This window comes from Streptomyces sp. ID05-26A (assembly GCF_033794685.1).
In the GTDB taxonomy this organism is placed as follows: Bacteria; Actinomycetota; Actinomycetes; order Mycobacteriales; family Pseudonocardiaceae; genus Lentzea.
The window spans coordinates 60,392-83,540 of the sequence record NZ_JARAYZ010000007.1; the positions used below are offsets into that span (position 1 = coordinate 60,392).

Genomic DNA, 23,149 nt, shown 5'->3' on the forward strand with positions numbered 1-23,149 from the left:
AACGCGTATCATCCCCAATCGCGTTGAGTAGCGGGGGTTTTGTGGCAAACGGCAGTGCGAAGCGACGTCCCACCATCGGGATGATCACCGCTGGCCCGCTGATCGAGCTCGCGGGCGAGCAGTGGCGTGGTGTCAGTGACGGCGCTCAGCGGCTCGGCTGCGACCTCGTGTGCTTCGTGGGCAGCGAACTGGACCATCCGGACCCGCTCAAGCGTCGCGCGAACACGGTCTACGACCTCATTTCGCCGAACCGCATCGATGCGCTCGTGGTGTGGACTACGCGTGTGGGGCAGCTCATCGGCTCCGATGGCATGCAGGAGTACGTGAAGCGGTACGCGCCGATGCCCATCGTGAGTGTTGAGACGAGCCTTGCCCAGTGGCCAACCATCCTGATGGACAACCGCGACGGCATGAAGCAGGCCGTCGACCACCTCATCGAGGTGCACGGCAAGCGGCGGATCGCGTTCGTCCGCGGGCCGCAAACGCATGCGGGCGCCCGTGAGCGGTTCCTGGGGTACGCGGACTCGTTGCGCAACCACGGAATCCCGTTCGATCCCGCGCTCGTCACGATGCCGGGTTCGTTCATCTGGGAACCCAACCGCGCCGCCGAGGCCGTGCGCAAGATGCTCGCGCGGATCGACGAACCGCCGGACGCCGTCGCCGCCGCGAACGACGACTACGCGATCGGGGTCGTGTCCGCGCTGGAGGAACTGGGTTTCCGCACGCCGGAGGACGTCGCCGTCGTCGGGTACGGCAACCACACGAACGTCCGCACGCACGACCTCGGCTACAGCGCGGCGGCGAGGATGCAGCGCGAGGTGGACATCGACGCGGCGGCACCCGCGTTCACCACCGTCAGGGCGCCGTTCCACGAGATGGGTTTCCGGGCCGCCGAACTCGCCATGGCGCTGGTGCGGGGTGAGCCGACGCGGCATCGGCAGACCATGCCGACCGAGCTGATCGTGCGCCGGTCGTGCGGCTGCCTGCCGTCAGGGCTCGGCGACCACGCGCCCGCGCACGACCGGATCGGGATCAACGAGTCCGCGACCGCGTCCACGGTGGCCGACCACCTGCGCGACTCGCTCGGGCAACCCTCCGCGCAGCTGCCGGACGGCTGGGCCGAGCAGCTGGTCGTCGAGCTGATGGCGGCGGGCCGCGGTGAGGTCGAGGGCGCGGAGTTCTTGAAGCTGCTGGCCGAGTACATCCGCTTGAGCGCGCGCGCCGGCAGCGAACCGGCGCAGTGGTGGCCACCGCTGTTCGACCTGCATCGGTTCGTGACGGCCCGTATCAGCGACGCGACCATCATCAACGACCTGTGGTTGCGCGTGCAGTTGCTTCTGGGCGATGCGTTCGCCACGGACGCACGGTTCAAGTACCTGTCGCACGAGCGTCACGACCAGACGGTGCGTGAGGCAGGTCAACGGCTCATCGCGTCACGGGACGTGGACGAGCTGACGAGCGCACTGGCCGAGGAACTCCCCCGCCTCGCCATCCCGGGCTGCCACGTCATGGCGTACGACACGCCAGGCACGGCGCGCACCCTCATCCGTTACGAGAACGGCGAGCTCAAGCCGCCGCCGGACACCCCGTTCCCCACCATCAACCTGACGCCGTACCCGTTCCGCCGGGCCACGCCGTTCAACGCGCTGATCGCGCCGCTGCACACCGACGAGGACAACCTCGGGTACGTGATCTTCGAGGAGGGCCCCGAGCCCGGCTGGATCTACGAGGCGGTACAGCAGCAGCTCAGCAGCGCGTTGCGCAGCATCAGGCTGATGCAGGAGCTGAAGGACGCACGCGCACGGCTCGAAGAACGTGTCGGCGAGACCGAAGCGCAGCTACGGCACGCACAGAAGATGGAGGCCATCGGCCGGTTGACCGGTGGCATCGCGCACGACTTCAACAACATCCTCACGGTCGTGAACGGCAACAGCGAGATGCTGCTGCGGCGCACGCTTCAGGACGATCCGCGGCGCACGGCGATCGAGGACATCAGGCACGCGGGCGAACGGGCCGCGAACCTGACGAGGCAGCTGCTCGCGTTCACCCGCCAGCAGGTCCTGCACCCGGAGTCGCTGGACCTGCGGCACAACCTCACCAAGGTCCACTCGATGCTGCGCACGCTCGTCGGTGACCACATCGAACTGGAGATGCACCTGCCGGACGGCGTCGCGCAGGTGTGGGCGGACGCGGGCCAGGTCGAGCAGATCCTGTTCAACCTCGCGGTCAACTCCCGCGACGCCATGCCCGACGGCGGCACGCTGCGGATCGAGATCGCGGACCGGACGCTGGGCAGCGGCGACACCGGCCGGATCGTCGGCGTGCGGCCGGGCGAGTACGTCGTGATGCGCGTCCAGGACACCGGCGGCGGCATGGCCCCGGACGTGCAGGCGCAGGTGTTCGAGCCGTACTTCACGACCAAACCGGTCGGCAAGGGCACGGGCCTCGGCCTGTCGACGGTGTTCGGCATCGTGCAGCAGTCCGGCGGGCAGATCGAGCTGATCAGCGCGCCGGGCAGCGGCACGACCGTGGAGGTCTACCTGCCCGTGCCGCACGAACGAGACGGCACGCCCGAAGCACCGTGCGCGCGCCGCCCCACCACGCACCAGGGTGTCGGCACCGTGCTGCTCGTGGAGGACGACGCCCAGGTGCGCATCATGACCAGGCGCTCACTGGAGATCGCGGGCTACGCGGTGATCGAGGCGGGCGACGGCCAGGAGGCGCTGCAGCTCGCCACCGCACACCGCAGCACCATCGACCTGGTGCTCACCGACGTCGTGATGCCGAAGATGGGCGGCCCGGAGCTCGTCCGGCTGCTGCGCTCGACGGGTGCGGCGCCGGCCGTGATCTACATGTCGGGCTACACGACCGACGAGGTCCTCGACGACGAGGTGCTGATCACCAAGCCGTACGTGGAGTCCGTGCTGCTGGAACGCATCCGGCAGGTGCTGTCTCAGGAGGCCTGAGCGCGGTTCGCGAGCACGGCCCGGACCGTCTCGTCGAGCGTCTCCAGCCGGAACGGCTTCTGCAGGTAGTCGGCGATCTCGTGCCCGGCGAACCGCCGCTCCAGCGACGTGCGGTCGTACCCGCTGGTGAGCACCACCGGCACCGTCAGGCCCTCGCGCTCCAGCTCCGCCAGCACCTCCTCGCCGGACAGGCCCGGCATGGAGTGGTCGAGCAGCATCAGGCTGATCTCACCGGACCGGTGGCGCAGGACCTCGATCGCCTCGATGCCGTCGATGGCCTGCAGAACGGTGAAGCCCAGCTCCTCGAGCAGGCTCACGGTGTACCTACGCACGGGGTCCTCGTCCTCGACGACGAGCACCAGCCCAGCCAGCGACATGCGGGCAAGTATGCCGGAAACTATTCGTGGCCTCAGCACCAGGTCGCGGACTATTTTTGGGAATCCTTCACGAGCTGCTCCATCAGTGTGACCTGGGCCATTTGGATCACACCATTGGTTGACCCTCTGCGCTAACCTTCGCGGCACCGTCGCCGCACCACGCTGAGAAAGAGGCACCAGGAAAGGCCAACTTCATGCGTAAAGCGACGGCAGCAGCCGCTCTGGCCGTGCTGTTCACATTGTCGTCAGCACCCGCACACGCCGCGACGATTCCTTCGGAGCGCGTGACGATCGACGTGGTGACGGTGAACGGGTCCGGGTGCAAGCAGGGCACCGCCGAAGTGATCGTCTCACCGGACAACACCTCGTTCTGGGTGATCTACAGCGACTACCTCGCCCAGGCGGGCAAGGGTGCCGCTGCGACCGACTTCCGGAAGAACTGCCAGCTGACCCTGCAGGTCAACGTGCCGCAGGGCTTCTCCTACGGCATCGCGGAAGCGACCTACGGCGGCTACGGGTACCTCAAACCCGGCGCCACGGGGTACCAGTCGGTGAATTACTACTTCCAGGGTCAATCGGCCACCACGACGTGGAAGCACACGTTCAACGGGCCGTTCGACGACAACTGGTCGATCACCCATCGAACCGAGTTCTCCGAGATCGTCTGGGCACCGTGCGGCGAGAAGAAGAATCTCAACGTCAACAGCGCCCTGCGGGTCGACAAGGGTACCTCGGACGCCAATACAAACAGTTTCATGACGATGGACTACCAGCGCGGAGAAGTGCGCACGCTGCACCACTTCTCGTGGAAGCGCTGCTGATTTTCCGATAAAGGCCGCCGCCACCGAAGTCCAACCGCCGCCACCCCTCCCTGCGAGACGCGTTTGGAAAGGTGCCCCATGCTCAACGCGGTTGCCGCTGCCCTGCTGGCCTCAGCCATCATCATCCCGCCCGGCGCGCCCGACGAGACGCCGCCGCCCGACCACATCACGATCGACATCGTCACGGTCAACGGCTCCGGCTGCCCGGCGGGCACAGCGGCCGTCGCGGTGTCCGAGGACAACAAGGCGTTCACCGTCACCTACAGCGACTACCTGGCCCAGGTCGGCGTCGGCGCACGGCCGACGGACTTCCGCAAGAACTGCCAGCTCAACCTGAGGGTCAACGTCCCGCAGGGCTTCACCTACGGCATCGCCCAGGCCGACTACAGAGGCTTCGCGCACCTGGAGAGAGGGGCCTACGCCATCCAGAAGGCCAACTACTACTTCCAGGGCATGTCGCAGAACGACTCGGCGCAGCACCGCTACAACGGCCCGCACAGCGACGACTGGCAGGCCACGGACCAGACCGAGGTCGCCGCGATCGTCTACTCCCCGTGCGGCGAGAAGCGGAACTTCAACATCAACACCGAGCTCCGCGTCTACCCCGGCTCGTCCAACACGGCGACGACGACCAGTTTCGTCTCGATGGACTCCACGGACGGTGCCATCGACACGACCTACCAGTTCTCGTGGAAGACATGCCCTTAGTAGCACCGTGACTACCGCACGCGCTCACACGAGCGTGTGCGGTAGCACATATGTGAGCCGACAGACGTACAGATTCGCGTGTGCGGGCGTCTTACCCCCATGACGGGGCAGGTCGGGGTAAAGGGGCAGCCAATGCCAACCGCCGCATACGCGCAGTACGGTGAGGATCGCAAGGCTCACAGGGGAGGTCGGATCCTGACCACGACGCTGCTTCCGGCCAGAAGGCCGGCGGAGGCAACAGCAGGCTCGCGCTGGCCGTTCAGGGGCGACTACCGGCAGGTGCTCGCCGACATCGCGCTGATCTTCTTCGCCGCGCTCGACGTCTGGCTGTACGGGTTGTGGCTCGAGGCGGACCCGATCACGGACCTCCCGCCCATCGAGAACTACCAGCTGTGGCTCAACTGGCTCGCGGTCGGCGCGCTGCTCCTGCGCCGCCGGTTCCCGTTCCTCACGCTCGTGCTGACCATTCCCGGCTTCTTCGTCGGCTGGTCACAACTCGCCGCGATGATCGCCCTCTACACGGTCGCCCGCCGCTACATCGGAGGCTGGCAGACGGGCCTCGCGGCCGCGCTGGTCTGGCTGTGCCGGTTCGTCGCCTGGCCGTTCGAGGAACTGATCGAGCGCCCGGCGTCGGGTCACTTCCACTCGGCGATCTACGGCTTCCTGGTCGCGGGCCTGCCGATCGCGATCGGCCTGCTGGTGCACGCACGGCAGGAACTGTCGGACCGCATCCGCGAACTCGCTGAGTCCCGTGAGAGAGAGCGTGTGCTGCACGCGCACGCCATCCGTGCCGACGAACGGGCAAAGCTCGCCCGCGAGATGCACGACGTCGTGTCGCACCAGGTCAGCCTCATCGCGATGCAAGCGGGCGCGCTCCGGATGGCCGTGGCCGACGCCGAGCACAAGCAGGTCGCCGGCACCATCCGCACGTTGTCGACGCGCACGCTCGATGAACTCCGCACGCTGGTGTCCGTCCTACGCACGACGGACGACACCCAGCCGAGCCTCGACGAACTCCCCGACCTGGCCGCCGACGCGGGCTTCGAGGTCACCATCCAGCTCAAGGGCCCGGTCGAGGACCTCTCCGCACCGGTGTCCGGCGCCGTCTACCGGACGGTGCAGGAGGCCCTGACGAACATCCGCAAGCACGCCGTGGGGGCGAGCGCGACGGTGTTCATCGACGCCCAGTACGACGACAACGTGCTGGTCGAGGTGCGCAACACCGCCGCGTCCAGCCCGTCGTCGACGTTGCCCAGCGGAGGTCACGGCCTGGTCGGCCTGCGCGAGCGCGCCACGCTGCTCGGAGGCGAGTTCTCCGCCGGGCCGACCGAGGACGGCGGCTTCCTGGTGTCGGCGTCGTTCCCGAGGGAACGCGTCATCACCGATTGAAGCGCTGGAAGGCGTGGAACGACTTCTTCGGCTCCAGGCGGTACGGCGAGTTGTCGTCGTCGAACCTCTCACGGACCGTGCGGAGCAGGCTGTACGAGGCCATGTCGTAGTCGCGATCGCGGCACGTCGGGTTGTGCGGCGAGTCCGGTGAGATGACCGAGTACAGGTGCGATCCCTCGACGTCGGGCTGCGCGCCGAACACGCGCAGCATGCGGGCGACGTGGTCGGCCTGCTCGCGCTCGTTCCGCTCGTAGCCGGGCTTGATCACGGGCGGGACGACCTCGTAGTCGACGATGTCCCAGCCCATCCCGCCGGCCGCCGCGGCGCCCGTGAACGTGCAGCAGCCGTACTCCAGGACCATCAGCGGCCTGCCCCAGCGCCGGTACCTGTCCAGATCGGTCGTGTACTCGGCGTCGGTCGCGAAGTGCGTGTAGTAGTCCAGGCCGACGAGGTCGAACAACGACCAGTCGTTCCACTCGGCGTCCGCCCCCGCCGCGGCGCCGTAGGTGATGCGGCCCCGGAACTCCCGGCGCGTCACCTCGACGGCCTTCACCATGAACTCGCGGAAGCGCCGGACGACCCCAGGCCAGTCGGTGATCGACGGCATGTTCGCGATCCGGTCCAGGAACGTGTCGCCCGGGATGATGCCCGGCGTGAACAGGAAGTGCTCGCAGCCGGTGACGAACGTGATCTCGTCGCCTCGCCGCTTGCGCTCGGCCGTGCGCGCGGCCTCGGCCATGTGCTCCAGGATCTGTTCTTGCGGGTGGTCGTAGAGCCTCGGCTGCACGAAGACCTTCAGGCCGCGCCGCAACGCCACGTCCGTCGTCTCGGCGAGGCGCCCGAGGTCGGTGCCGAACGCCGTGATCGACGGGCAGCGCAGGTCGTCGGCGATCAGCCGGATCTCCCGTTCCAGCTGCTGACGGCTCCACCGCACCCGGCTCAACGGGTCCCCCACCGCGTGCAGGACGCCGGTGTCGTAGCAGACGCCGCCACGCTTCTTCGGCGCCGCCGAGGCCGTCCCGCCCACTCCGGCCAGTGCCACGGCACCCGCGACGGACTTCAGGAACACCTTTCGACTGATCATCGTTCCCCCTCGACTAGTTACTCAACTAGGCTACTGGTCATGCAACCAGAAAATCGGCCGGGCGGCCAGAAGCGCAGCTTCATCGAGGACGCCCGGCGCGGTCAGATCGTGGCCGCGACCATCACGACGATCACCGAGATCGGGTACGCGAAGTCGTCGTTCGTGCAGATCGCGCAGCGTGCGGGCATCAGCCCGGGGCTCATCACGTACCACTTCGCGAAGCGCGGGGAACTGATGAAGCAGGTCATGCTGACCGTGCACGACTCGATGGACCAGGCACTGACCGCGTACACCGAGACCGCCACGGACCACGTCACGGCGCTACGACAGCTCATCAAGGGGTTCGTGCACTACTGCGCCGAGCACCCCGCAGAACTCATCGCGATCTCCCAGATCGCGTCCGCCGCACGCGACGCCGAAGCCGCAAGGGCGTGGGCGGAGGCGCAGAACGCGGCCACGCTGGACGAGTTGGAGGACATGTTCCGCGAGGGACAGGAGATCGGCGCGATGCGGGCGTTCTCGCCACGCGTGATGGCCGTGTCGGTCCTGGCGGCGATGGAGGCGGCGCCGGCCGAGCTCATGGCCCGGCCGGACACCGACGTCTCCGCGTACGCGAGCGAACTCGCGGACCTGTTCGAACGAGCGGTCAGGCGCGCTTAGAGGCGAGCGACGCGCTCAGAGCGGCCGCCGCGCCGAGCACCCCGCACGTGAGCGCGATCGACATCGTCGGCTCGTGCGTGAGCAGCACCGAGACCAGCAGCCACACGGCGAGCCCCAGCACGAGGCCGAGCGGCACCGACGCGATGATCGCCGCCACGCCGGTCTGCCGCCGCCGCAACGCCCGCAGGTTCGACTCCAGGTACGCGAACGCGAAGAGCAGCAACAGCACGGAACCGGTACCCATGAGGCTCAGCCACGGCGTCTGGCTCGACACCAGCAGGAACGGCGGCTGCTCGTCGACCTGGGCCCGCACGGCGCCACCGACGATCCAGCGCGTGACACCGGGCAGCACGAACCCCGCCGGCGTGCGCTCCACGTCCGCGATCGGGATCCCCGCCGCCGTCACGACGAGCTGCTTGCCCTCGGCCATCACCGGATCCGCGAGGTCCTGCGTGACCGAGGTCGTGAGCGTGTTGGCCGTCGCCACGAACGGCACGACGACCATCGCGATCAACGCGAGGGCCGCCACCAGCCACAACGCCCACGGCGTCGACGGCGGCTTGATCACCTGCGCGGCCGGCACCAGGGTGCTGCTGCCGCTGAGCCGTGCCGCCGGGATCGGGTCGACCAGCGTGGCCCGGATCCGCTGGCCGGTGAGCGTCACGGTGTCGCGTTCGGGCACGGGCCGCAGCGACGGACGCGTGGAGGACGACGACACCTGCGGTGCGAGGTGCACGGGCATGCCCAGCCGCACGAGCCAGTCCGGACCGAACAGGTGGCCCGCCGCGGCGGCCAGGTCGATCGCGAACGTCTCGGCGTTGCGGTATCGCGCGTCGGGCTCCCGGGCGATGCTGCGCATCACCACGCCCGCCAGGGGTTCCGGCACCTTCGGCAACGGCCTCGGGTCCTGGAACACGCGCTTCTGGATCATCGCGATGGGGCCGCCGCCGCGTTCGAACGGCAGGTCGCCGCAGAGCAGTTCGTAGAGCATCGTGCCGGTGGCGTAGACGTCGGCCGCGGGCGACAGCGCGTTGCCCATCGCCTGCTCCGGCGCGATGTACGCGGGCGTGCCGAGCACCGCGCCACCGTGCGTCACGAGCGTCGCGCCCTCCGACACCACCTGCGAGATGCCGAAGTCCGCCACCTTCACCACACCGTTCGAGGTGAAGAGCAGGTTCTTCGGCTTCACGTCGAGGTGCAGCACCCCGGCCTCGTGCGCCGCGTGCAGCCCGGACAAGGCCGCCAGCACGATCCCGCACGACTGCTGCGCCGTCAGCCCGTCACCGGAGAACCGCGACCACACGGTGCCGCCGTCGAGGCGTTCCATCACCAGCAGGTGCTCGCCCTGCTGCCGGACGTAGTCGTAGACCGGCACGATGTGCGGGTGGTCGAGCCGGGCCAGCAGCCGCGCCTCGTGCTCGAAGCGCTCGCTCATCCTCGGGTCCTCGGCCACCGCGTGGGGCAGCCGTTTGATCGCCACGGGACGCCCGAGCTGACGGTGCAGACCGCCGTAGACGACCCCCATGCCGCCCTCGCCGATCTGCTCGCCGACGGCGTACTGCGGCAGGGCGGCGACCACACTGGACAGAGTCACCGTTGGATCCTCACGGTATCCGCATCCATTGAGGACGGTGGCCGTTCGCCCGGATGCGGTGTCACATAGCCAAGAACAAACGCGGCCGCCGCGGCCCCGACGATGAACGGGATCTCAGCCGTGGGCGACGGCGCCACCAGCCGCAGCACCGACAACGAGATCACCGCGATCAGTCCGGTCCCGATCCCGGCGGGCAGGAACCGCATGGCCCGCTGCCACCGGTTCGCGGGAAGCCGCCTGCGCGCCAGTGCGATCAACGCCCCCGCCCACGACAACGCCGTCAGCACGAGCACGCCCAACCCGAACGCGCCGTAGACCGACCAGAGCGACCCTTTGACGTCACCGGTCGTCTCGACGGACGCGATGCTCTCGCGTTGGGTGTCGATGACCTCAACCGTGACCGGAAGGAGACCAATGGCCTGCGAGCCGAGATCGGTCGGCTCCAGCGGGAACGACCGGGTCTCCGACGACTTCGCCGGCACCTCGAACGGAACCGTTGTGTCGTAAGCGAAGAAGGTCAACGCCAGCGCGGTGCCGCTGATCCGCACGGTCTTCACGCGCTGCAGGGTGTTCGTGTTGTTGCGGACCGTGATCGAGACCTTGGCGGTCTGCGACGGGTCCAGCACCAGATTCCCTACTCCAACCGGCCTACCGTCCACATCGGCCTCGAGGATCACGGACCCGTCCTGTGCGGAGGCCGTGGACGGGAGCAGCATAATTCCGCACAACAGCAGTAAACCTGCACCGGCCATGCGACGTCTCACTAGCGCACCTTAGGTTCTGATCCGGGGAGAGGGAATGCGGTCTTTAGGCTTACTCGTGGCCATCATGGCCGGTGTTACGGTGCTGAGCACCACACCGGCCATGGCCCAACAGCCGCCCTCATTGAGTGCGGCGCCGCAGCCTGCCACAGCGGGCGGCCCCGTGACCATTTCCTGGGGCGGTTTCGTGACGTGTCGTGCCGTGAGCATCAGTTTCACGCTGGACGGCGCCCAGATCGCGACGGCGGCCTCGGCCTCCAGCGGCTCTGTGGGCGCCACCGTTCCCGCGGGCACCAGCGCGGGTAGTCACAAGCTCGAAGCCAGGTCGTCGAACACGAAGTGCGGCGTCGCCGGCACCGCGCTGCGCGTCGTCCTGCCGCCGCCTCCGCGCACCACGACGACGCCACCGCCGCCCGTCACCACGCGGCCTCCCGTCACCAACCCGCCGGTGACGAACCCGCCCGTGACGACCCGTCCGCCGGTCATCACCACCACGACTCCGCCGGTCACCACGACGACGACCACCACGACCACGGACTCGTCGACGCCCTCCACCTCCACGACCGACGCGTTCACCGGCCCCGGTGACGGCGTCCTCGTGCTGGACAAGGAGAACATCCAGCCCGGCGACGACCTGACCGCCACGGGCACCGGTTGCCCCCAGGGCGCGAAGGTGACGCTGAAGTCGCTGGGCCAGGACGTCGGCCAGACGACGGCGGACGAGAAGGGCGAGTTCCGCTCCCCGGTGCGGTTCGCCAGCATCGAGCCCGGCCGTCACAAGGTGCGCGCGGAGTGCGGCATCGTGCTCGTGGGCAACGTGGACGTGACGCTGATGAGCTCGTCCGGCGGCTCGACCAGCACGCTCGTGGTGCTGCTGTTCTTCCTGCTCATCGGAGCGGCGATGTTGCGCCGTCAGTTCTCCGGCCTGAGGCGGTAAAGGACCAGACGCGAAAGGGCCCCCTCTCCGCAGTAGAGGGGGCCCTTTCGCGTTGGACCTGCGAGCCGGACTTACGGCTCTTCGCGCTGACGGCGCAGCTTGGCGAGAGCCTCTTCGAGGATCGCCTCGCCGTCCGCGTCGGAGCGCCGCTCCTTCACGTACGCAAGGTGCGTCTTGTACGGCTCGTTGCGCGGAGGCGCGGGTGGCGTCTGCTCGTCACGACCTGCCGGCAGGCCGCAGCGCGGACAGTCCCAGTTCTCCGGCACATCCGCTTCCATCGCGAAAGAAGGCCGGGACTCGTGACCGTTCGCGCACCAGTACGAAACCCGACGACGAGGCGCGGACTCGCCGCGCTCCGATTCGCCCATCGGGCCTGCGCCGACGCGGGTACCGCGAATCGCGTTACCACCGGACATCGACCGTTACACCCCCACCAAGTGGTTACCCCAAGCCCCGAAGGGCTTCTGCCGCTGAACGGTTGATCAAACTGACGGAGGCAGCTTGATCAGCAGTCCGATGCCCACGATGGCGATGACCCAGATCGCACCGACGAAGAGCGTCAGGCGGTCGAGGTTCTTCTCCACGACGGAGGAACCGGACAGACTCGACTGCATACCGCCGCCGAACAGCGAAGAAAGGCCGCCACCACGGCCGCGGTGCAACAGCACGAGCAGCACCAGCAGCACGCTGGAGACGATCAACAGGATCTGCAGGAACAGGATCATTTCTTCCTCGCTGTCAGGCAGCCGACGCCATAGAGTACCTGTTCGACTGCCGAACGTGTGCAACCAGTGGGGTTAGTGGTTTATCCAGATCAACTTAGGGTAGAGGCCCGCCGGCAGCCAATGCGCACAGCTTGGTGAATTCGTCCGCCTGAAGGCTGGCACCGCCGACGAGAGCGCCGTCGATGTCCTTCTGCGCGATCAGCTCACCGATGTTCGACGACTTCACCGAACCGCCGTACAGCACCCGCACGACCGCCGCGGTCTCCTCGCCGTACTTCTCCGCCACGAACGAGCGGACCAGCGAGCACACCTCCTGAGCGTCGGCCGAGGATGCGGTGCGACCGGTGCCGATGGCCCACACGGGCTCGTAGGCGAACACGATCTTGGCGACCTGCTCGGCCGTGAAGCCCTTCAGGCCGTCCTCCAGCTGCTGGCGCACCAGCTCCAGGTGACCCTTGGCCTCGCGGACGTCGAGCTTCTCGCCGAAGCAGAAGATCGGGGTGACCTCGTTCGTCAGCGCCGCCTTGACCTTGGCGTTGATGATCGCGTCCGTCTCGCCGTGGTACTCGCGGCGCTCGGAGTGCCCGACGACCACGTAGTGGCAGCCGAGCTTCGCGATCATCTTGCCGGAGATCTCGCCGGTGTAGGCGCCGGACTCGTGCTGCGAGATGTCCTGCGCGCCGTACTTGATCAGCAGCTTGTCGCCGTCGACCAGCGTCTGGATGCTGCGGATGTCGACGAACGGGGGAAGAACCGCGACCTCGACCTTGGCGAAGTACTTCTCCGGGAGGGAGAAAGCGATCTTCTGCACGAGGCCGATGGCCTCGAGGTGGTTGAGGTTCATCTTCCAGTTGCCCGCGATGAGCGGGAGCCGGGCTGCCATCAGGACTCCAAAACGCTGATGCCGGGGAGTTCCTTGCCCTCGAGGAACTCCAGGGAGGCGCCACCACCGGTGGAGATGTGCGAGAAGCCGTCCTCGGGCAGACCCAGCGCACGCACCGCGGCAGCCGAGTCGCCGCCACCGACGACGGTGAACGCCTCGGACTTCACGAGGGCCTCGGCGACGGCACGGGTGCCACCGGCGTAGGTCTCGATCTCGAAGACGCCCATGGGGCCGTTCCAGAACACGGTCTTGGCGTCGGCGAGCTTCGACGCGAACAGCTCGCGCGACTTCGGGCCGATGTCGAGGCCCATCTTGTCCGCGGGGATCGAGTCGATGCCGACGACGTCGTGCTCGACGTTGCCGAACTCGGCCGTGACCAGCACGTCGACCGGCAGCACGAGCTCGACGCCGCGCTTCTCGGCCTCCGCGAGGAAGCCCTTGACCTGGTCGAGCTGGTCTTCCTGCAGCAGCGACGTGCCGACCTCGTGGCCCTGGGCCTTGAGGAACGTGTACGCCATGCCGCCGCCGATGAGCAGCCGGTCGACCTTGGACAGCAGGTTCGCGATGACGCCGAGCTTGTCGGACACCTTCGACCCGCCGAGCGCCACGACGTACGGGCGCTCCAGGTCGTCGGTGAGCTTCTTGAGCACACCGAGCTCGGCCTCGACGAGACCGCCGACGTACGCGGGCAGCTTCTGCGCCACGTCGTAGACCGAGGCCTGCTTGCGGTGCACGACACCGAAGCCGTCGGACACGAACGCGTCCGCGAACGAGGCGAGCTCGTCCGCGAGCTCCGCGCGCTCCGCGTCGACCTTCGAGGTTTCCCGTGCGTCGAAGCGGACGTTCTCCAGCATCACGACGCCACCGTCGGTCAGCGCGCCGACCACGGAGGTCGCGGACGGGCCGACCAGGTCGCTCGCGAGCGCGACCTCGGTGCCGAGCAGCTCACCGAGGCGAGCGGCGGCGGGCGCCAGGGAGAACTTGGGGTCCGGCTCGCCCTTGGGGCGGCCGAGGTGAGCGGTGACGATCACGCGGGCACCCGCGTCGGCGAGTGCCTTGATCGTCGGCACCGACGCGCGCACGCGGCCGTCGTCGGTGATCTTGTCTCCGTCGAGGGGGACGTTCAGGTCGGCGCGCACGAGTACGCGCCGACCCGCGACACCCTCGGCGAGCAGGTCGCTGAGAGTCTTCAACGTTCTGCTCCCGAACTCAGATCTTGGAGGCGACGAGCTTGACCAGGTCCGCGAGGCGGTTGGAGTAGCCCCACTCGTTGTCGTACCAGCCGACGACCTTGACCTGGTTGCCGATGACCTTGGTCAGCGGCGCGTCGTAGATGCACGAGTGCGGGTCGGTGACGATGTCGGCCGACACGATCGGGTCCGTCGAGTACTTGAGGATGCCGGCCAGGGGGCCCTCGGCGGCGGCCTTGTACGCGGCGTTGACCTCGTCGACGGTGACCTCGCGCTTGAGCGTGACGGTCAGGTCGGTGGCCGAGCCCGTGGGGATCGGCACGCGCAGCGCGTAACCGTCGAGCTTGCCCTTGAGCTCCGGCAGCACGAGGCCGATGGCCTTCGCGGCGCCCGTGGAGGTCGGGACGATGTTCAGCGCGGCGGCGCGGGCACGGCGGAGGTCGCTGTGCGGCGCGTCCTGCAGGTTCTGGTCCTGCGTGTACGCGTGGATCGTGGTCATGAGGCCCTGCTCGATGCCGAAGCTGTCGTTGAGGACCTTGGCCAGCGGCGCGAGGCAGTTGGTGGTGCAGGACGCGTTCGAGATGATCGTCTGCGAACCGTCGAACTTCTCCTCGTTCGCGCCGATGACGACGGTGAGGTCCTCGTTCTTGGCGGGCGCGGAGATGATGACCTTCTTGGCACCGCCCTCGTCCACGTGCGAGCGCGCCTTGGTGGCGTCGGTGAAGAAACCGGTCGACTCGACCACGACGTCGACGCCGAGGTCCTTCCAGGGCAGCTTGCCCGGGTCGCGCTCGGCCAGGGCCTTGATGACCTTGCCGTCGACGGAGATGCCCTCGTCGGTGACCTGCACGTCGGCGTCCAGACGACCGAGGATGCTGTCGTACTTCAGCAGGTGCGCCATCGTGGCGACGTCACCGAGGTCGTTGAACGCGACGATCTCGATGTCGTGGCCGCCGGCCCTCACGGCGCGGAAGAAGTTGCGCCCGATGCGACCGAAACCATTGACACCTACACGAACCGTCACGACTGACTCCTTGCGTTCAGCTTGGTAGGAACAAGCCCACCCTATCTGCCGAACTGCGTCCCTGGTCACAGGGATAGTGAGTATCTCTGGATCGAACCAGAAAAAGGTGTCCTGATTAGGCCGTTCGGCGGCGGAGCGCGCGGAGCATCCAGAGGTAGGCGCTCAGCTCCTCCGCGGCCTCCGCGGCGGAGCGGCAAGCCTCCGGACCGGTGTCCTCCGACCCCTGTCCCACGACGGCCGCGATGCGCGCGAGCCACTCGTCGACGACGGGCCGGTCCTGGAGCGGCACGAGCGGGCCTTCGGATCTGGTCTGGGCTGTCATGGCGACGATCGTGTCCACCTCCGGCGGCACCCTTCAATACCCCGAAACAGCGGGTGTTACGGACCGTTACGCACCCGGTACGGTCAGGGTCATGACGGCCACTGCCGCCTGCGTGACGTGTGGAGATCCTCTTCCCGAGGCGGCCGCGGGCCGACGCTACTGCTCGAACGCCTGCCGTCAGCGCGCGTACCGCGACCGCACCTCCACCCGTGACGAGACGGACCGTCTCGTCTCGTCACTGCCAGCGCCTTTGGACAGCTTCGTCGGCCGTCGTGACGAGCTGGCGGCGCTGGCCCAAACCGAGACGAGACGTCTCGTCTCGCTGGTGGGCCCGGCAGGCGCCGGCAAGACCAGGCTGGCGATCCAGCACGTGAGCAAACGCGCCGATCAGACGTGGTGGGCGGCGCTGGCTTCCGCGTCGGACGCCGTGCGAGCCGTCTACACCGCGGTCGGCGCGCACCCGTTGCCGAACGGCTCGGTGCGCGACGCGGTGGTCGCCGAGGTCGAGCAGCACCGGCGGCCGCTGCTCGTGCTGGACAACTGCGAGCACCTGCTGGCCGACGTCGCCGCCGTGGTGGCGGAGCTGCTGGCCCGCTGCCCGAGGCTGCGCGTCCTCGTCACCTCACGGGAACCGCTTCGCCTTGCGGGAGAACAGGTCTTCGCGGTCGGCGAGCTGGAGCTCCCGCCTGCCGGGGCCGACGTCACCGAGGCGCTGCGGCACGACGCCGTGGCCCTGTTCCGCGACCGCGCCGTCTCGGTGGACCGCTCGTTCGAGGTGGACTCCGCGAACGTCGCCGACATCGTCGCGGTGTGCCGTTCCCTGGACGGCATGCCGCTGGCGATCGAACTGGCCGCGCGCCGCATCACCGTGCTGTCCCCCGCCGACATCCTCGCCCGTCTGGGCGACCGCCTCGCGTTGCTGACCGGCGGGCCGCGCGCCGCCGAGGACAGGCACCGCACGCTGCGGACCGCGATCGGCTGGAGCTACGACCTGCTGTCCGGGCAGGAGCAGGCGGCGTCGCGGCGGCTCGCGGTGCTCGGCGTGCCGTTCGACCTCGGGGTGGCGAGCACGGTCTGCGGTGTTCCCGACGCCCTGGAGCTGCTGACCGGTCTCGAGCGGAAGTCGTTGCTCGTGGTCGACCGGATCGGCGGCCACACAACGTTCCGGCAGCTCGAATCGGTCCGTCTCTACTGCTACGAACGCGCTATCGCTTACGGCGACCTCTCTCTTGTGGCCGATCGTGTCGTCGAGTGGGTGTGTTCGACTGTGGAGCCGGAGATCTCGTCGTTCTTCCCGTCACCGCAGGTCGTGCTGCGCCTGGACCGCAACGTGGGCCTGCTCGGCCTGGCGGCGAAACGCACCGCGGAGACCGGCGACTGGCCGCGGCACGCGCTCACGATCGTCGCGACGGCCTGGACCTCGACCCCGCGGGGCCCGCGCGGCGCCCCCACCGAACTGCTGCACCAGGCACTGTCCCGCCCGATGCCCCAGCCGTACCGCAGCGTCCTGGCGGTGCTGGCGGCGATGCACCACCGCGTGCGCGGCGGCTGGCACGTGACCCGCCGGTTCGCCGAGGAGTCACTGGCCATCGAACGCGCCGACGCCCGCCGCCCCGGCACGACGGCCCGCGCGCTGGAGGTGCTCGCCTCCGCCGAGGCCCACACCGGCGATCCCGAACTGGCCTGGCACCTGTTCGACGAGGCAGCCACGTTGCTGCGCGACTCGGACGACAAACTCGCGCGCGCCATCCTGCTGAACTCCTACGGCTGGACGTTGCTGCAACACGGCTTCGCAGACCGTGCGGCGCCATTGGTCCGTGAGTCACTGACGCTGACAAGGCTGATCGGCCTGCCGCACATGCTGAACCCGGTCCTGCACACCGCGGGCGCGATCGCGTTGGCGCGCAAGAACCACGCCGAGGCCGTAGACCTGTTCCGCGAGAGCCTCGACGTGGGCGCCGAACACCCGATGGACCAGTACTACGACCTGGAAGGCCTGGCCCTGGGCCTGGTCGGCGAGGGCTCCGACGACGAACGCGCGCTCTCGCTGCTGGTAGCGGCGTCCGTGGTCCGCACCCGCTACGACTTCCGCGCCGAGCCCTACTGGCAAGCACTGCTGGACGGGGCGAGGGCCGTCTGCCGCGACCGGATCACGCCCGGCCGGCTCCGCGCCGCCGAGTCGACCGGCGAGCGGATGTCGTTGGCGCAGGCCATTTCCTACGCCCTGACCGCGCAGCCGCTCGCCGAGGACCCCGACGGACTGGTCTCCGCCCGCGAACTGCACGTGGCGACACTGGTGGCGGAGGGGCTGACGAACCGGCAGATCGGCCAGCGGCTCGGCATCTCACCGCACACGGTCGCCCGGCACGTCACCCACGCGCGCTCGAAACTGGGGCTGAGGTCGCGGGCGCAGTTGGCCGTGTGGGCGGGCCGCCAGACTCCATGATCGACTAAACCCCCTGGTCAGGTCACCTCGATCACAATAGGTCATCAACTGAGGCCACAGTTTCCACGATCGGGTTAGCATCCCGCCCACGACGCGGACACGTGCCGCAGTTCTCCCTGCAAGGAGTCACCGTGGCGACCATGTCCGCCGAGCGCCCGGTCCCGGCGCTCGATCCGGCACCGCGCCCTCAGCACGCGCTGAGAGGCGACATCCAGGGGCTGCGCGCGCTCGCCGTCGGCATCGTCCTGCTCTACCACCTCAGACCGTCGTGGCTGCCGGGCGGCTTCGTCGGCGTCGACGTCTTCTTCGTCATCTCGGGCTTCCTGATCATCGGCACGCTCACCGGCGAGGTACGCCGCTCCGGCACCGTGGTCCTGCGCGACTTCTACGCGCGCCGCATCCGCCGCCTGCTGCCCGCCGCGACCGTGACGCTGCTCGCCACCGTCGCCGCCGTCGTGCTGCTGCTCCCCCAGTCGCAGTGGCCCAAGATCATGCGCGAGGTCGTCGGCTCCGCGCTGAACGCGCAGAACTGGCTGCTCGCGTTCCTGTCCAACGACTACGGGCACGCCACCGCCGGCGCCTCACCGGTGCAGCACTACTGGTCGCTGGCGGTCGAGGAGCAGTTCTACCTGGTCATCCCGCTGCTGCTGATCGCCGCGGCCGCGCTCGCCCGCCGGCTCGACGGCCGCACGATGCGGTACGCGGTGGTGGCCATCGCCGTGGTGACCGTCGCGTCGTTCGTGTTCTCGGTCGTCTACACCCGCCTCGACCACGGTGCCGCGTACTTCGTGACCCCGACCCGCATGTGGGAGCTCGGCGTCGGTGGTCTGGCCGCGATGGTGCTGCACCGCGTGTCACTCGGCCGCACGGCACGGGAACTGCTCGGCTGGCTGGGGTTCGCCGCCGTCGCGTTCAGCGCCGTCTACTACACGACCGACCTGCAGTTCCCCGGCTGGGTGGCGGCGGTGCCGGTGCTCGGCACGGCGGCGATGCTCGTCGCCACGGACACGCTGCTGGGGCGGCTGCTGAGCGTCCGGCCGGTGCGCTACCTCGGCGACATCTCCTACAGCCTCTACCTGTGGCACTGGCCCGTCATCGTCGTGATGCTCGAACTGAGCGACAACGAGCAACTGTCCACTGAGGAGATGCTCGTCGCCGCCGTGCTGAGCCTCGTGCTCGCCGCGGTGTCCAAGCGGTTCGTCGAGGATCCGTTCCGCCGCAACAGGTTCGGCCGCCGCCGTGGCACCTACGCGTTCGGCGCGGTGCTCGTGGTCGTCTCCGTGGTCGCGGCCTCGGTGCCCTGGTTCGCCGCCCAGCGCGAGCTGGACCGGCTGGCGAGCAACGCGGCGGCCGGCAACACCCACCCCGGCGCGATGGCGATCGACCCGCGCGATCCGCAGCCGGCCCCGCCCGGTGTGCCGCTGGTGCCGGACCCCGCCGTGGCGAATGAGGACGGCCCTTACCGGAACAGCGTCGGCGACGACTGCCACGTCTACCAACCGACGTTCGCGGAGGACTCCTGTTCCTGGGGCGACGCGTCAGCTCAGAAGACCGTCGTGCTGCTGGGCGACTCGCACGCGGCGCAGTACAGCACCCCGCTGATCGACTTCGTCCAGGGGCCCGGCCGCGGCCAGTGGAAGGTCAAGGCCATGACCCGCAACGGCTGCCCGTTCACCACGGTGCCGCCGTCCGAGGCGGGCTGGCCGCTCACCGTCTGCTCCGACCAGAACAACGCGGTGCTCGACCAGGTGAAGGCGCTCAAGCCCGATCTCGTCGTGCTCTCGGGGATGAGCCGTGAGTCCTACGCCGAGGACCTGAAGTGGACCTGGGACTCCCGCGAGGACATGCTGCGCGGCTACCGGGACGTGCTGGGAGCTTTCTCGGCGGCGAACATCCCGACCGCGGTGATCAAGGATCTGCCCAGGCCGAACGGCCAGGTCCCGCGCTGCCTCGAACGCAACCGCGGCGACGCGGCGGCGTGCGGAACCCCGCGTGCGGAGGCGTTCGCCGGGGAGGGCGACCCGCTCGTGGAGGCGGCGGCCGCCCATCCCAGCACCAAGATCGTCGACCTGACGCCGTGGTACTGCCGCGACGACCTGTGCCCGGCCGTCGTGGGCAACGTCGTGGTGTACCGCAACAACCACGTGACGAACACGTACTCGCGCACGCTCGCCACGCCACTGCTCAGCCAGCTCGGGATGATCTGAGCGGCCTGGTTCGGCGTGCCGGTGCTCAGCCGGTTCGGGATGATCCACCCCCGGCTGGCTGAGCAGCGGCGCTCTAGACCTCTGCTTCGAGCATCTCCGCCGTGACCGCGGACTCGGTGTCCGGCAGCCCCAGGTCCTTGGCCCGCTTGTCCGCCATGGCCAGAAGACGCCTTATACGGCCTGCCACCGCGTCCTTGGTCATCTGCGGATCGGACAGCTGGCCCAGTTCCTCCAGCGAGGCCTGGCGGTGCGCGAGGCGCAGCGCGCCGGCGGCGGCCAGGTGGTCCGGCGCCTCCGGGCCGAGGATCTCCAGCGCGCGTGCGACCCGTGCGGCCGCCGCGACGGCCGCGCGGGCCGAGCGGCGCAGGTTCGCGTCGTCGAAGTTCGCCAGCCTGTTCGCGGTGGCGCGGACCTCGCGCCTCATCCGGCGCTCTTCCCACGCCATGACGCTGTCGTGCGCGCCGAGCTTGGTCAGCATCGCGCCGATGGCGTCGCCGTCCCTTATCACCACTCGCTCGGCCCCGCGGACCTCGCGCGACTTGGACGAGATGCCCATCCTGCGCGCCGCGCCGACCAGTGCCAGCGCCGCCTCGGGGCCGGGGCAGGTGATCTCCAGCGACGAGCTGCGGCCCGGTTCGGTCAGCGAGCCGTGCGCCAGGAAGGCGCCACGCCACGCGGCTTCGGCGTCGCACACACCGCCGGACACGACCGGCGCGGGCAGGCCGCGAACCGGGCGGCCGCGCGGGTCGAGCAGACCGGTCTGCCGGGCGAGACCCTCGCCGTCCTTGACCACGCGGACGACGTACCGGGTGCCCTTGCGCAGGCCGTTGGACTGGATCGTGAAGACCTCGGCGTGGTGGCCGTAGAGCGCCTGGATCTCCTTGAGCAGCCTGCGGGCCGCGGAACCCAGGTCGAGCTCGGCCTCGACGACGACCCTGCCGGACACGATGTGCAGGCCGCCGGCGAACCTGAGCAGGGAGGACACCTCCGCGCGGCGGCAACAGGTCTTGGATACCGCGAGCCTGCTCAGCTCGTCCTTGACCGCCGACGTCATCGCCACGGGCTCGTCCCTCCCACTCCGGTCTCCTCGACCACTTGCCTCAGGCAACCGGCAAGCGCCTCCGGATCATGCCGTTCTGCGGCCTCCGGTGCGGCGATCTTCGCCAGATGCGTACGCGCACCCAGTGCCGAGGCGGCTCGCGTCAGCCGGTCCGGGGTCGGGACCGAGTCGACGTCGGCGATCACCGCGTCCACCTTCAGCTCGGGTGCGTGTTCGCAGACTACGTCCAAATGCCGCTCCGGAGAGAAACCAGCAGTTTCACCCGGTTGGGGGACGAGATTGAGCACGAGCACCTTCTTGGCACGCGTGCGCACCAGCGCGTCGAGCAGATCGGGCACCAGCAGATGCGGCAAGACGCTGGTGAACCACGATCCGGGCCCGAGTACCACGACATCGGCGTCAAGTACAGCCTGTACTGCTTCCGGACAGCCGGCAGGTCGCCCGTTCGGGGCAGTCAGCCGGATGCGCTGCACGAGCCCCGGCGTGGTCGCGATGGCGACCTGCCCCCGGATGCGCCGCACGTCCGTCTCGTCCTCGTCCAGCCCGACGACGTCCGCCTCGATGTCGAGCGGGTCGTTCGACATCGGCAGCACCCGCCCCCGGACGCCGAGCAGTCTGCCCGTCAGGTCGAGCACCGCGACCGGATCGCCGAGCTGTTCGAGCAGCCCGGCGATCACCAGGTTGCCGACCGCGTGCCCCGCGAGCGCCCCCGTGCCACCGAACCGGTGCTTGAACAGCGACGTCCAGCGCTGGCTGGCCTCGTCCTCCCCCGCCAGCGCCGCCATGGCCTTGCGCAGGTCACCCGGCGGCAACAGGTCAGCGAGCTCCCGCCGCAACCGTCCCGACGATCCGCCGTCGTCCGCGACGGTCACCACGGCCGTCACGTCGTCGGTGACCCGCCTCAGCGCGGTCAGCGTCGCGTGCAGCCCGTGCCCGCCACCCAAAGCAACAGCTTTCAACTTCGTCACTCACGTCCCAGATCCCTGTGCACGACCTTCACGGCCATGCCGTCCTCGCTCGCCAGCCGCGTGGCCAGCTCTTCGCTCAGGGCGACACTGCGGTGCTTGCCGCCAGTGCACCCGATCGCGAGCGTCAGGTAGCGCTTGCCCTCACGCCGATAACCGGCACCGATGAGCCTCAGGAGCTCGTGGTACCGATCAAGGAACTCGTCCGCCCCCTCCTGGGACAGCACGTAGTTGCGCACCTCACCATCGAGACCCGTCTGCTCCCGCAGTTCCGGGATCCAGAACGGGTTGGGCAGGAACCGCACGTCCATGACGAGGTCGGCGTCCATCGGCAGCCCGTACTTGTAGCCGAAGCTCAGCACGGTGACCCGCGTCCTGCTGGCGGCCTCGGAGCCGAACGAGTCCTCGATCTTGGCCCGCAGCTGGTGGATGCTCAGCGCCGACGTGTCGAGCACGAGGTCGGCTTCCTGCTTGAGCGGCGTCAGCAGGATCCGCTCGGCCTCGATGCCGTCGTGCAGCCGCCCGTCCCCCTGCATCGGGTGACCGCGGCGCACCGCCTCGAACCGCCGGATCAGCACGTCGTCGGTGGCTTCGAGGAACAGCACGCGCGGCTTGTACCCACGCGCGTCCAGGTCCTTGATGATGGAGGCCAGGTCCTCGGTGAACGCGCGGCTGCGCACGTCCATGACGACGGCGACCCTGGTGATCGCCCCGCGCGCCTGGGCGCCGAGCTCGACCATGGTGGCGATGAGTTCCGGGGGCAGGTTGTCCACGACGAACCAGCCGAGGTCCTCCAGGCACTTGGCCGCGGTGCTGCGGCCCGCACCGGACAGCCCGGTCACCACGGCGACTTCGATGCCGGACTTCTCCGCGTTCACGACTACGACTCCGTTACCTGTTCATGAGCGCGCTTCTACCGCACTCTCGTTTGGGCAAACTCGATGCTGGGCCACGCCACGACCGGGCGCGCCCAGGGTGAGTCTCCACTGGAACGGCCCTCACGTGCGGCAGGTTCGGCGATTGGGACGGG

The 23,149-nt window shown here is 68.9% G+C and carries 21 protein-coding genes; 8 read left to right on the plus strand and 13 right to left on the minus strand.

From position 1 onward, the window contains the following. Window positions 1-80 precede the first annotated feature (80 nt). Entirely contained in the window at window positions 81-2,966 is a 2,886-nt protein-coding gene (locus PV646_RS39965; protein ID WP_500347819.1) for a substrate-binding domain-containing protein, read from the plus strand. Here the strand turns inward: PV646_RS39965 and PV646_RS39970 are convergent. Further along, window positions 2,954-3,343: a response regulator gene (locus PV646_RS39970; RefSeq protein WP_500347820.1), complete on the minus strand. Its 390-nt coding sequence runs from the start codon at window positions 3,341-3,343 to the stop codon at window positions 2,954-2,956. The genes PV646_RS39965 and PV646_RS39970 overlap by 13 nt on opposite strands. 284 nt (window positions 3,344-3,627) lie before the next feature. Between PV646_RS39970 and PV646_RS39975 the strand changes: the two genes are divergently transcribed. From PV646_RS39975 to PV646_RS39985, 3 genes are all read left to right on the plus strand, one after another. After that, complete coding sequence (locus tag PV646_RS39975) at window positions 3,628-4,164, plus strand: DUF4360 domain-containing protein (RefSeq protein WP_500347822.1); 537 nt, start codon at window positions 3,628-3,630, stop codon at window positions 4,162-4,164. Between the two features lie 78 nt (window positions 4,165-4,242). Beyond that, entirely contained in the window at window positions 4,243-4,872 is a 630-nt protein-coding gene (locus PV646_RS39980; RefSeq protein ID WP_500347824.1) for a DUF4360 domain-containing protein, read from the plus strand. A 132-nt stretch (window positions 4,873-5,004) separates the two neighbouring features. Next, window positions 5,005-6,261, plus strand: coding sequence for a sensor histidine kinase (locus PV646_RS39985; protein WP_500347825.1), 1,257 nt, complete (start codon window positions 5,005-5,007; stop codon window positions 6,259-6,261). Here the strand turns inward: PV646_RS39985 and PV646_RS39990 are convergent. Further along, window positions 6,251-7,345 carry a glycoside hydrolase family 113 protein gene (locus tag PV646_RS39990; protein ID WP_500347826.1) on the minus strand — a complete coding sequence of 365 codons (1,095 nt, stop codon included), beginning with the start codon at window positions 7,343-7,345 and terminating at the stop codon, window positions 6,251-6,253. The two genes, PV646_RS39985 and PV646_RS39990, sit on opposite strands and share 11 nt — an antisense overlap. Before the next feature lie 39 nt (window positions 7,346-7,384). Here PV646_RS39990 and PV646_RS39995 point away from each other — a divergent pair, with 39 nt between their 5' ends. Beyond that, on the plus strand, window positions 7,385-8,005 hold the full coding sequence (locus tag PV646_RS39995) for a TetR/AcrR family transcriptional regulator (RefSeq protein WP_500347828.1): 621 nt from the start codon (window positions 7,385-7,387) through the stop codon (window positions 8,003-8,005). Here PV646_RS39995 and PV646_RS40000 read toward each other — a convergent pair. Next, window positions 7,992-9,599, minus strand: coding sequence for a serine/threonine-protein kinase (locus PV646_RS40000; protein ID WP_500347830.1), 1,608 nt, complete (start codon window positions 9,597-9,599; stop codon window positions 7,992-7,994). The two genes, PV646_RS39995 and PV646_RS40000, sit on opposite strands and share 14 nt — an antisense overlap. Continuing rightward, window positions 9,596-10,363 carry a hypothetical protein gene (locus tag PV646_RS40005; protein WP_500347833.1) on the minus strand — a complete coding sequence of 256 codons (768 nt, stop codon included), beginning with the start codon at window positions 10,361-10,363 and terminating at the stop codon, window positions 9,596-9,598. Before PV646_RS40005 ends, PV646_RS40000 begins: the two co-directional genes overlap by 4 nt. Before the next feature lie 199 nt (window positions 10,364-10,562). On the opposite strand from PV646_RS40005, the gene PV646_RS40010 reads away from it, so the two are divergent. After that, the gene (locus PV646_RS40010; protein WP_500347835.1) at window positions 10,563-11,297 is read left to right on the plus strand and encodes a hypothetical protein; all 735 of its coding nucleotides are present in this window, start codon (window positions 10,563-10,565) and stop codon (window positions 11,295-11,297) included. 71 nt (window positions 11,298-11,368) lie between these two features. Here PV646_RS40010 and PV646_RS40015 read toward each other — a convergent pair whose 3' ends face one another. The 6 genes from PV646_RS40015 to PV646_RS40040 all read right to left on the minus strand — a co-directional run bounded on the left by PV646_RS40015 (window position 11,369) and on the right by PV646_RS40040 (window position 15,441). Then, entirely contained in the window at window positions 11,369-11,713 is a 345-nt protein-coding gene (locus PV646_RS40015) for an RNA polymerase-binding protein RbpA (RefSeq protein WP_090067021.1), read from the minus strand. A gap of 66 nt (window positions 11,714-11,779) precedes the next feature. Continuing rightward, window positions 11,780-12,022, minus strand: coding sequence for a preprotein translocase subunit SecG (gene secG / locus PV646_RS40020; protein WP_166054607.1), 243 nt, complete (start codon window positions 12,020-12,022; stop codon window positions 11,780-11,782). Window positions 12,023-12,116: 94 nt separating this feature from the next. Continuing rightward, window positions 12,117-12,905 carry a triose-phosphate isomerase gene (gene tpiA, locus PV646_RS40025; RefSeq protein ID WP_500347837.1) on the minus strand — a complete coding sequence of 263 codons (789 nt, stop codon included), beginning with the start codon at window positions 12,903-12,905 and terminating at the stop codon, window positions 12,117-12,119. After that, window positions 12,905-14,098, minus strand: coding sequence for a phosphoglycerate kinase (locus tag PV646_RS40030; protein ID WP_500347839.1), 1,194 nt, complete (start codon window positions 14,096-14,098; stop codon window positions 12,905-12,907). The genes tpiA and PV646_RS40030 overlap by 1 nt, the downstream gene beginning before the upstream one ends. Before the next feature lie 16 nt (window positions 14,099-14,114). After that, window positions 14,115-15,119: a type I glyceraldehyde-3-phosphate dehydrogenase gene (gene gap, locus PV646_RS40035; protein WP_189155963.1), complete on the minus strand. Its 1,005-nt coding sequence runs from the start codon at window positions 15,117-15,119 to the stop codon at window positions 14,115-14,117. Between the two features lie 115 nt (window positions 15,120-15,234). Next, a complete protein-coding gene (locus PV646_RS40040; protein WP_500347841.1) occupies window positions 15,235-15,441 on the minus strand; it encodes a hypothetical protein in 207 nt (68 codons plus the stop codon). Between the two features lie 91 nt (window positions 15,442-15,532). Here PV646_RS40040 and PV646_RS40045 point away from each other — a divergent pair, with 91 nt between their 5' ends. Further along, on the plus strand, window positions 15,533-17,887 hold the full coding sequence (locus tag PV646_RS40045) for an ATP-binding protein (RefSeq protein ID WP_500347842.1): 2,355 nt from the start codon (window positions 15,533-15,535) through the stop codon (window positions 17,885-17,887). Window positions 17,888-18,027: 140 nt separating this feature from the next. After that, window positions 18,028-20,094: an acyltransferase family protein gene (locus PV646_RS40050; RefSeq protein ID WP_500348286.1), complete on the plus strand. Its 2,067-nt coding sequence runs from the start codon at window positions 18,028-18,030 to the stop codon at window positions 20,092-20,094. A gap of 73 nt (window positions 20,095-20,167) precedes the next feature. Here PV646_RS40050 and whiA read toward each other — a convergent pair whose 3' ends face one another. Genes whiA through rapZ form a run of 3 tightly spaced genes read right to left on the minus strand, consistent with a single transcriptional unit; the run spans window position 20,168 to window position 22,997 of the window. Continuing rightward, on the minus strand, window positions 20,168-21,154 hold the full coding sequence (whiA, locus tag PV646_RS40055) for a DNA-binding protein WhiA (protein ID WP_452251582.1): 987 nt from the start codon (window positions 21,152-21,154) through the stop codon (window positions 20,168-20,170). Further along, on the minus strand, window positions 21,145-22,122 hold the full coding sequence (locus PV646_RS40060; protein WP_500347844.1) for a gluconeogenesis factor YvcK family protein: 978 nt from the start codon (window positions 22,120-22,122) through the stop codon (window positions 21,145-21,147). The genes whiA and PV646_RS40060 overlap by 10 nt, the downstream gene beginning before the upstream one ends. Beyond that, the gene (rapZ, locus tag PV646_RS40065) at window positions 22,119-22,997 is read right to left on the minus strand and encodes an RNase adapter RapZ (RefSeq protein WP_500347846.1); all 879 of its coding nucleotides are present in this window, start codon (window positions 22,995-22,997) and stop codon (window positions 22,119-22,121) included. Before rapZ ends, PV646_RS40060 begins: the two co-directional genes overlap by 4 nt. Window positions 22,998-23,149 lie beyond the last annotated feature (152 nt).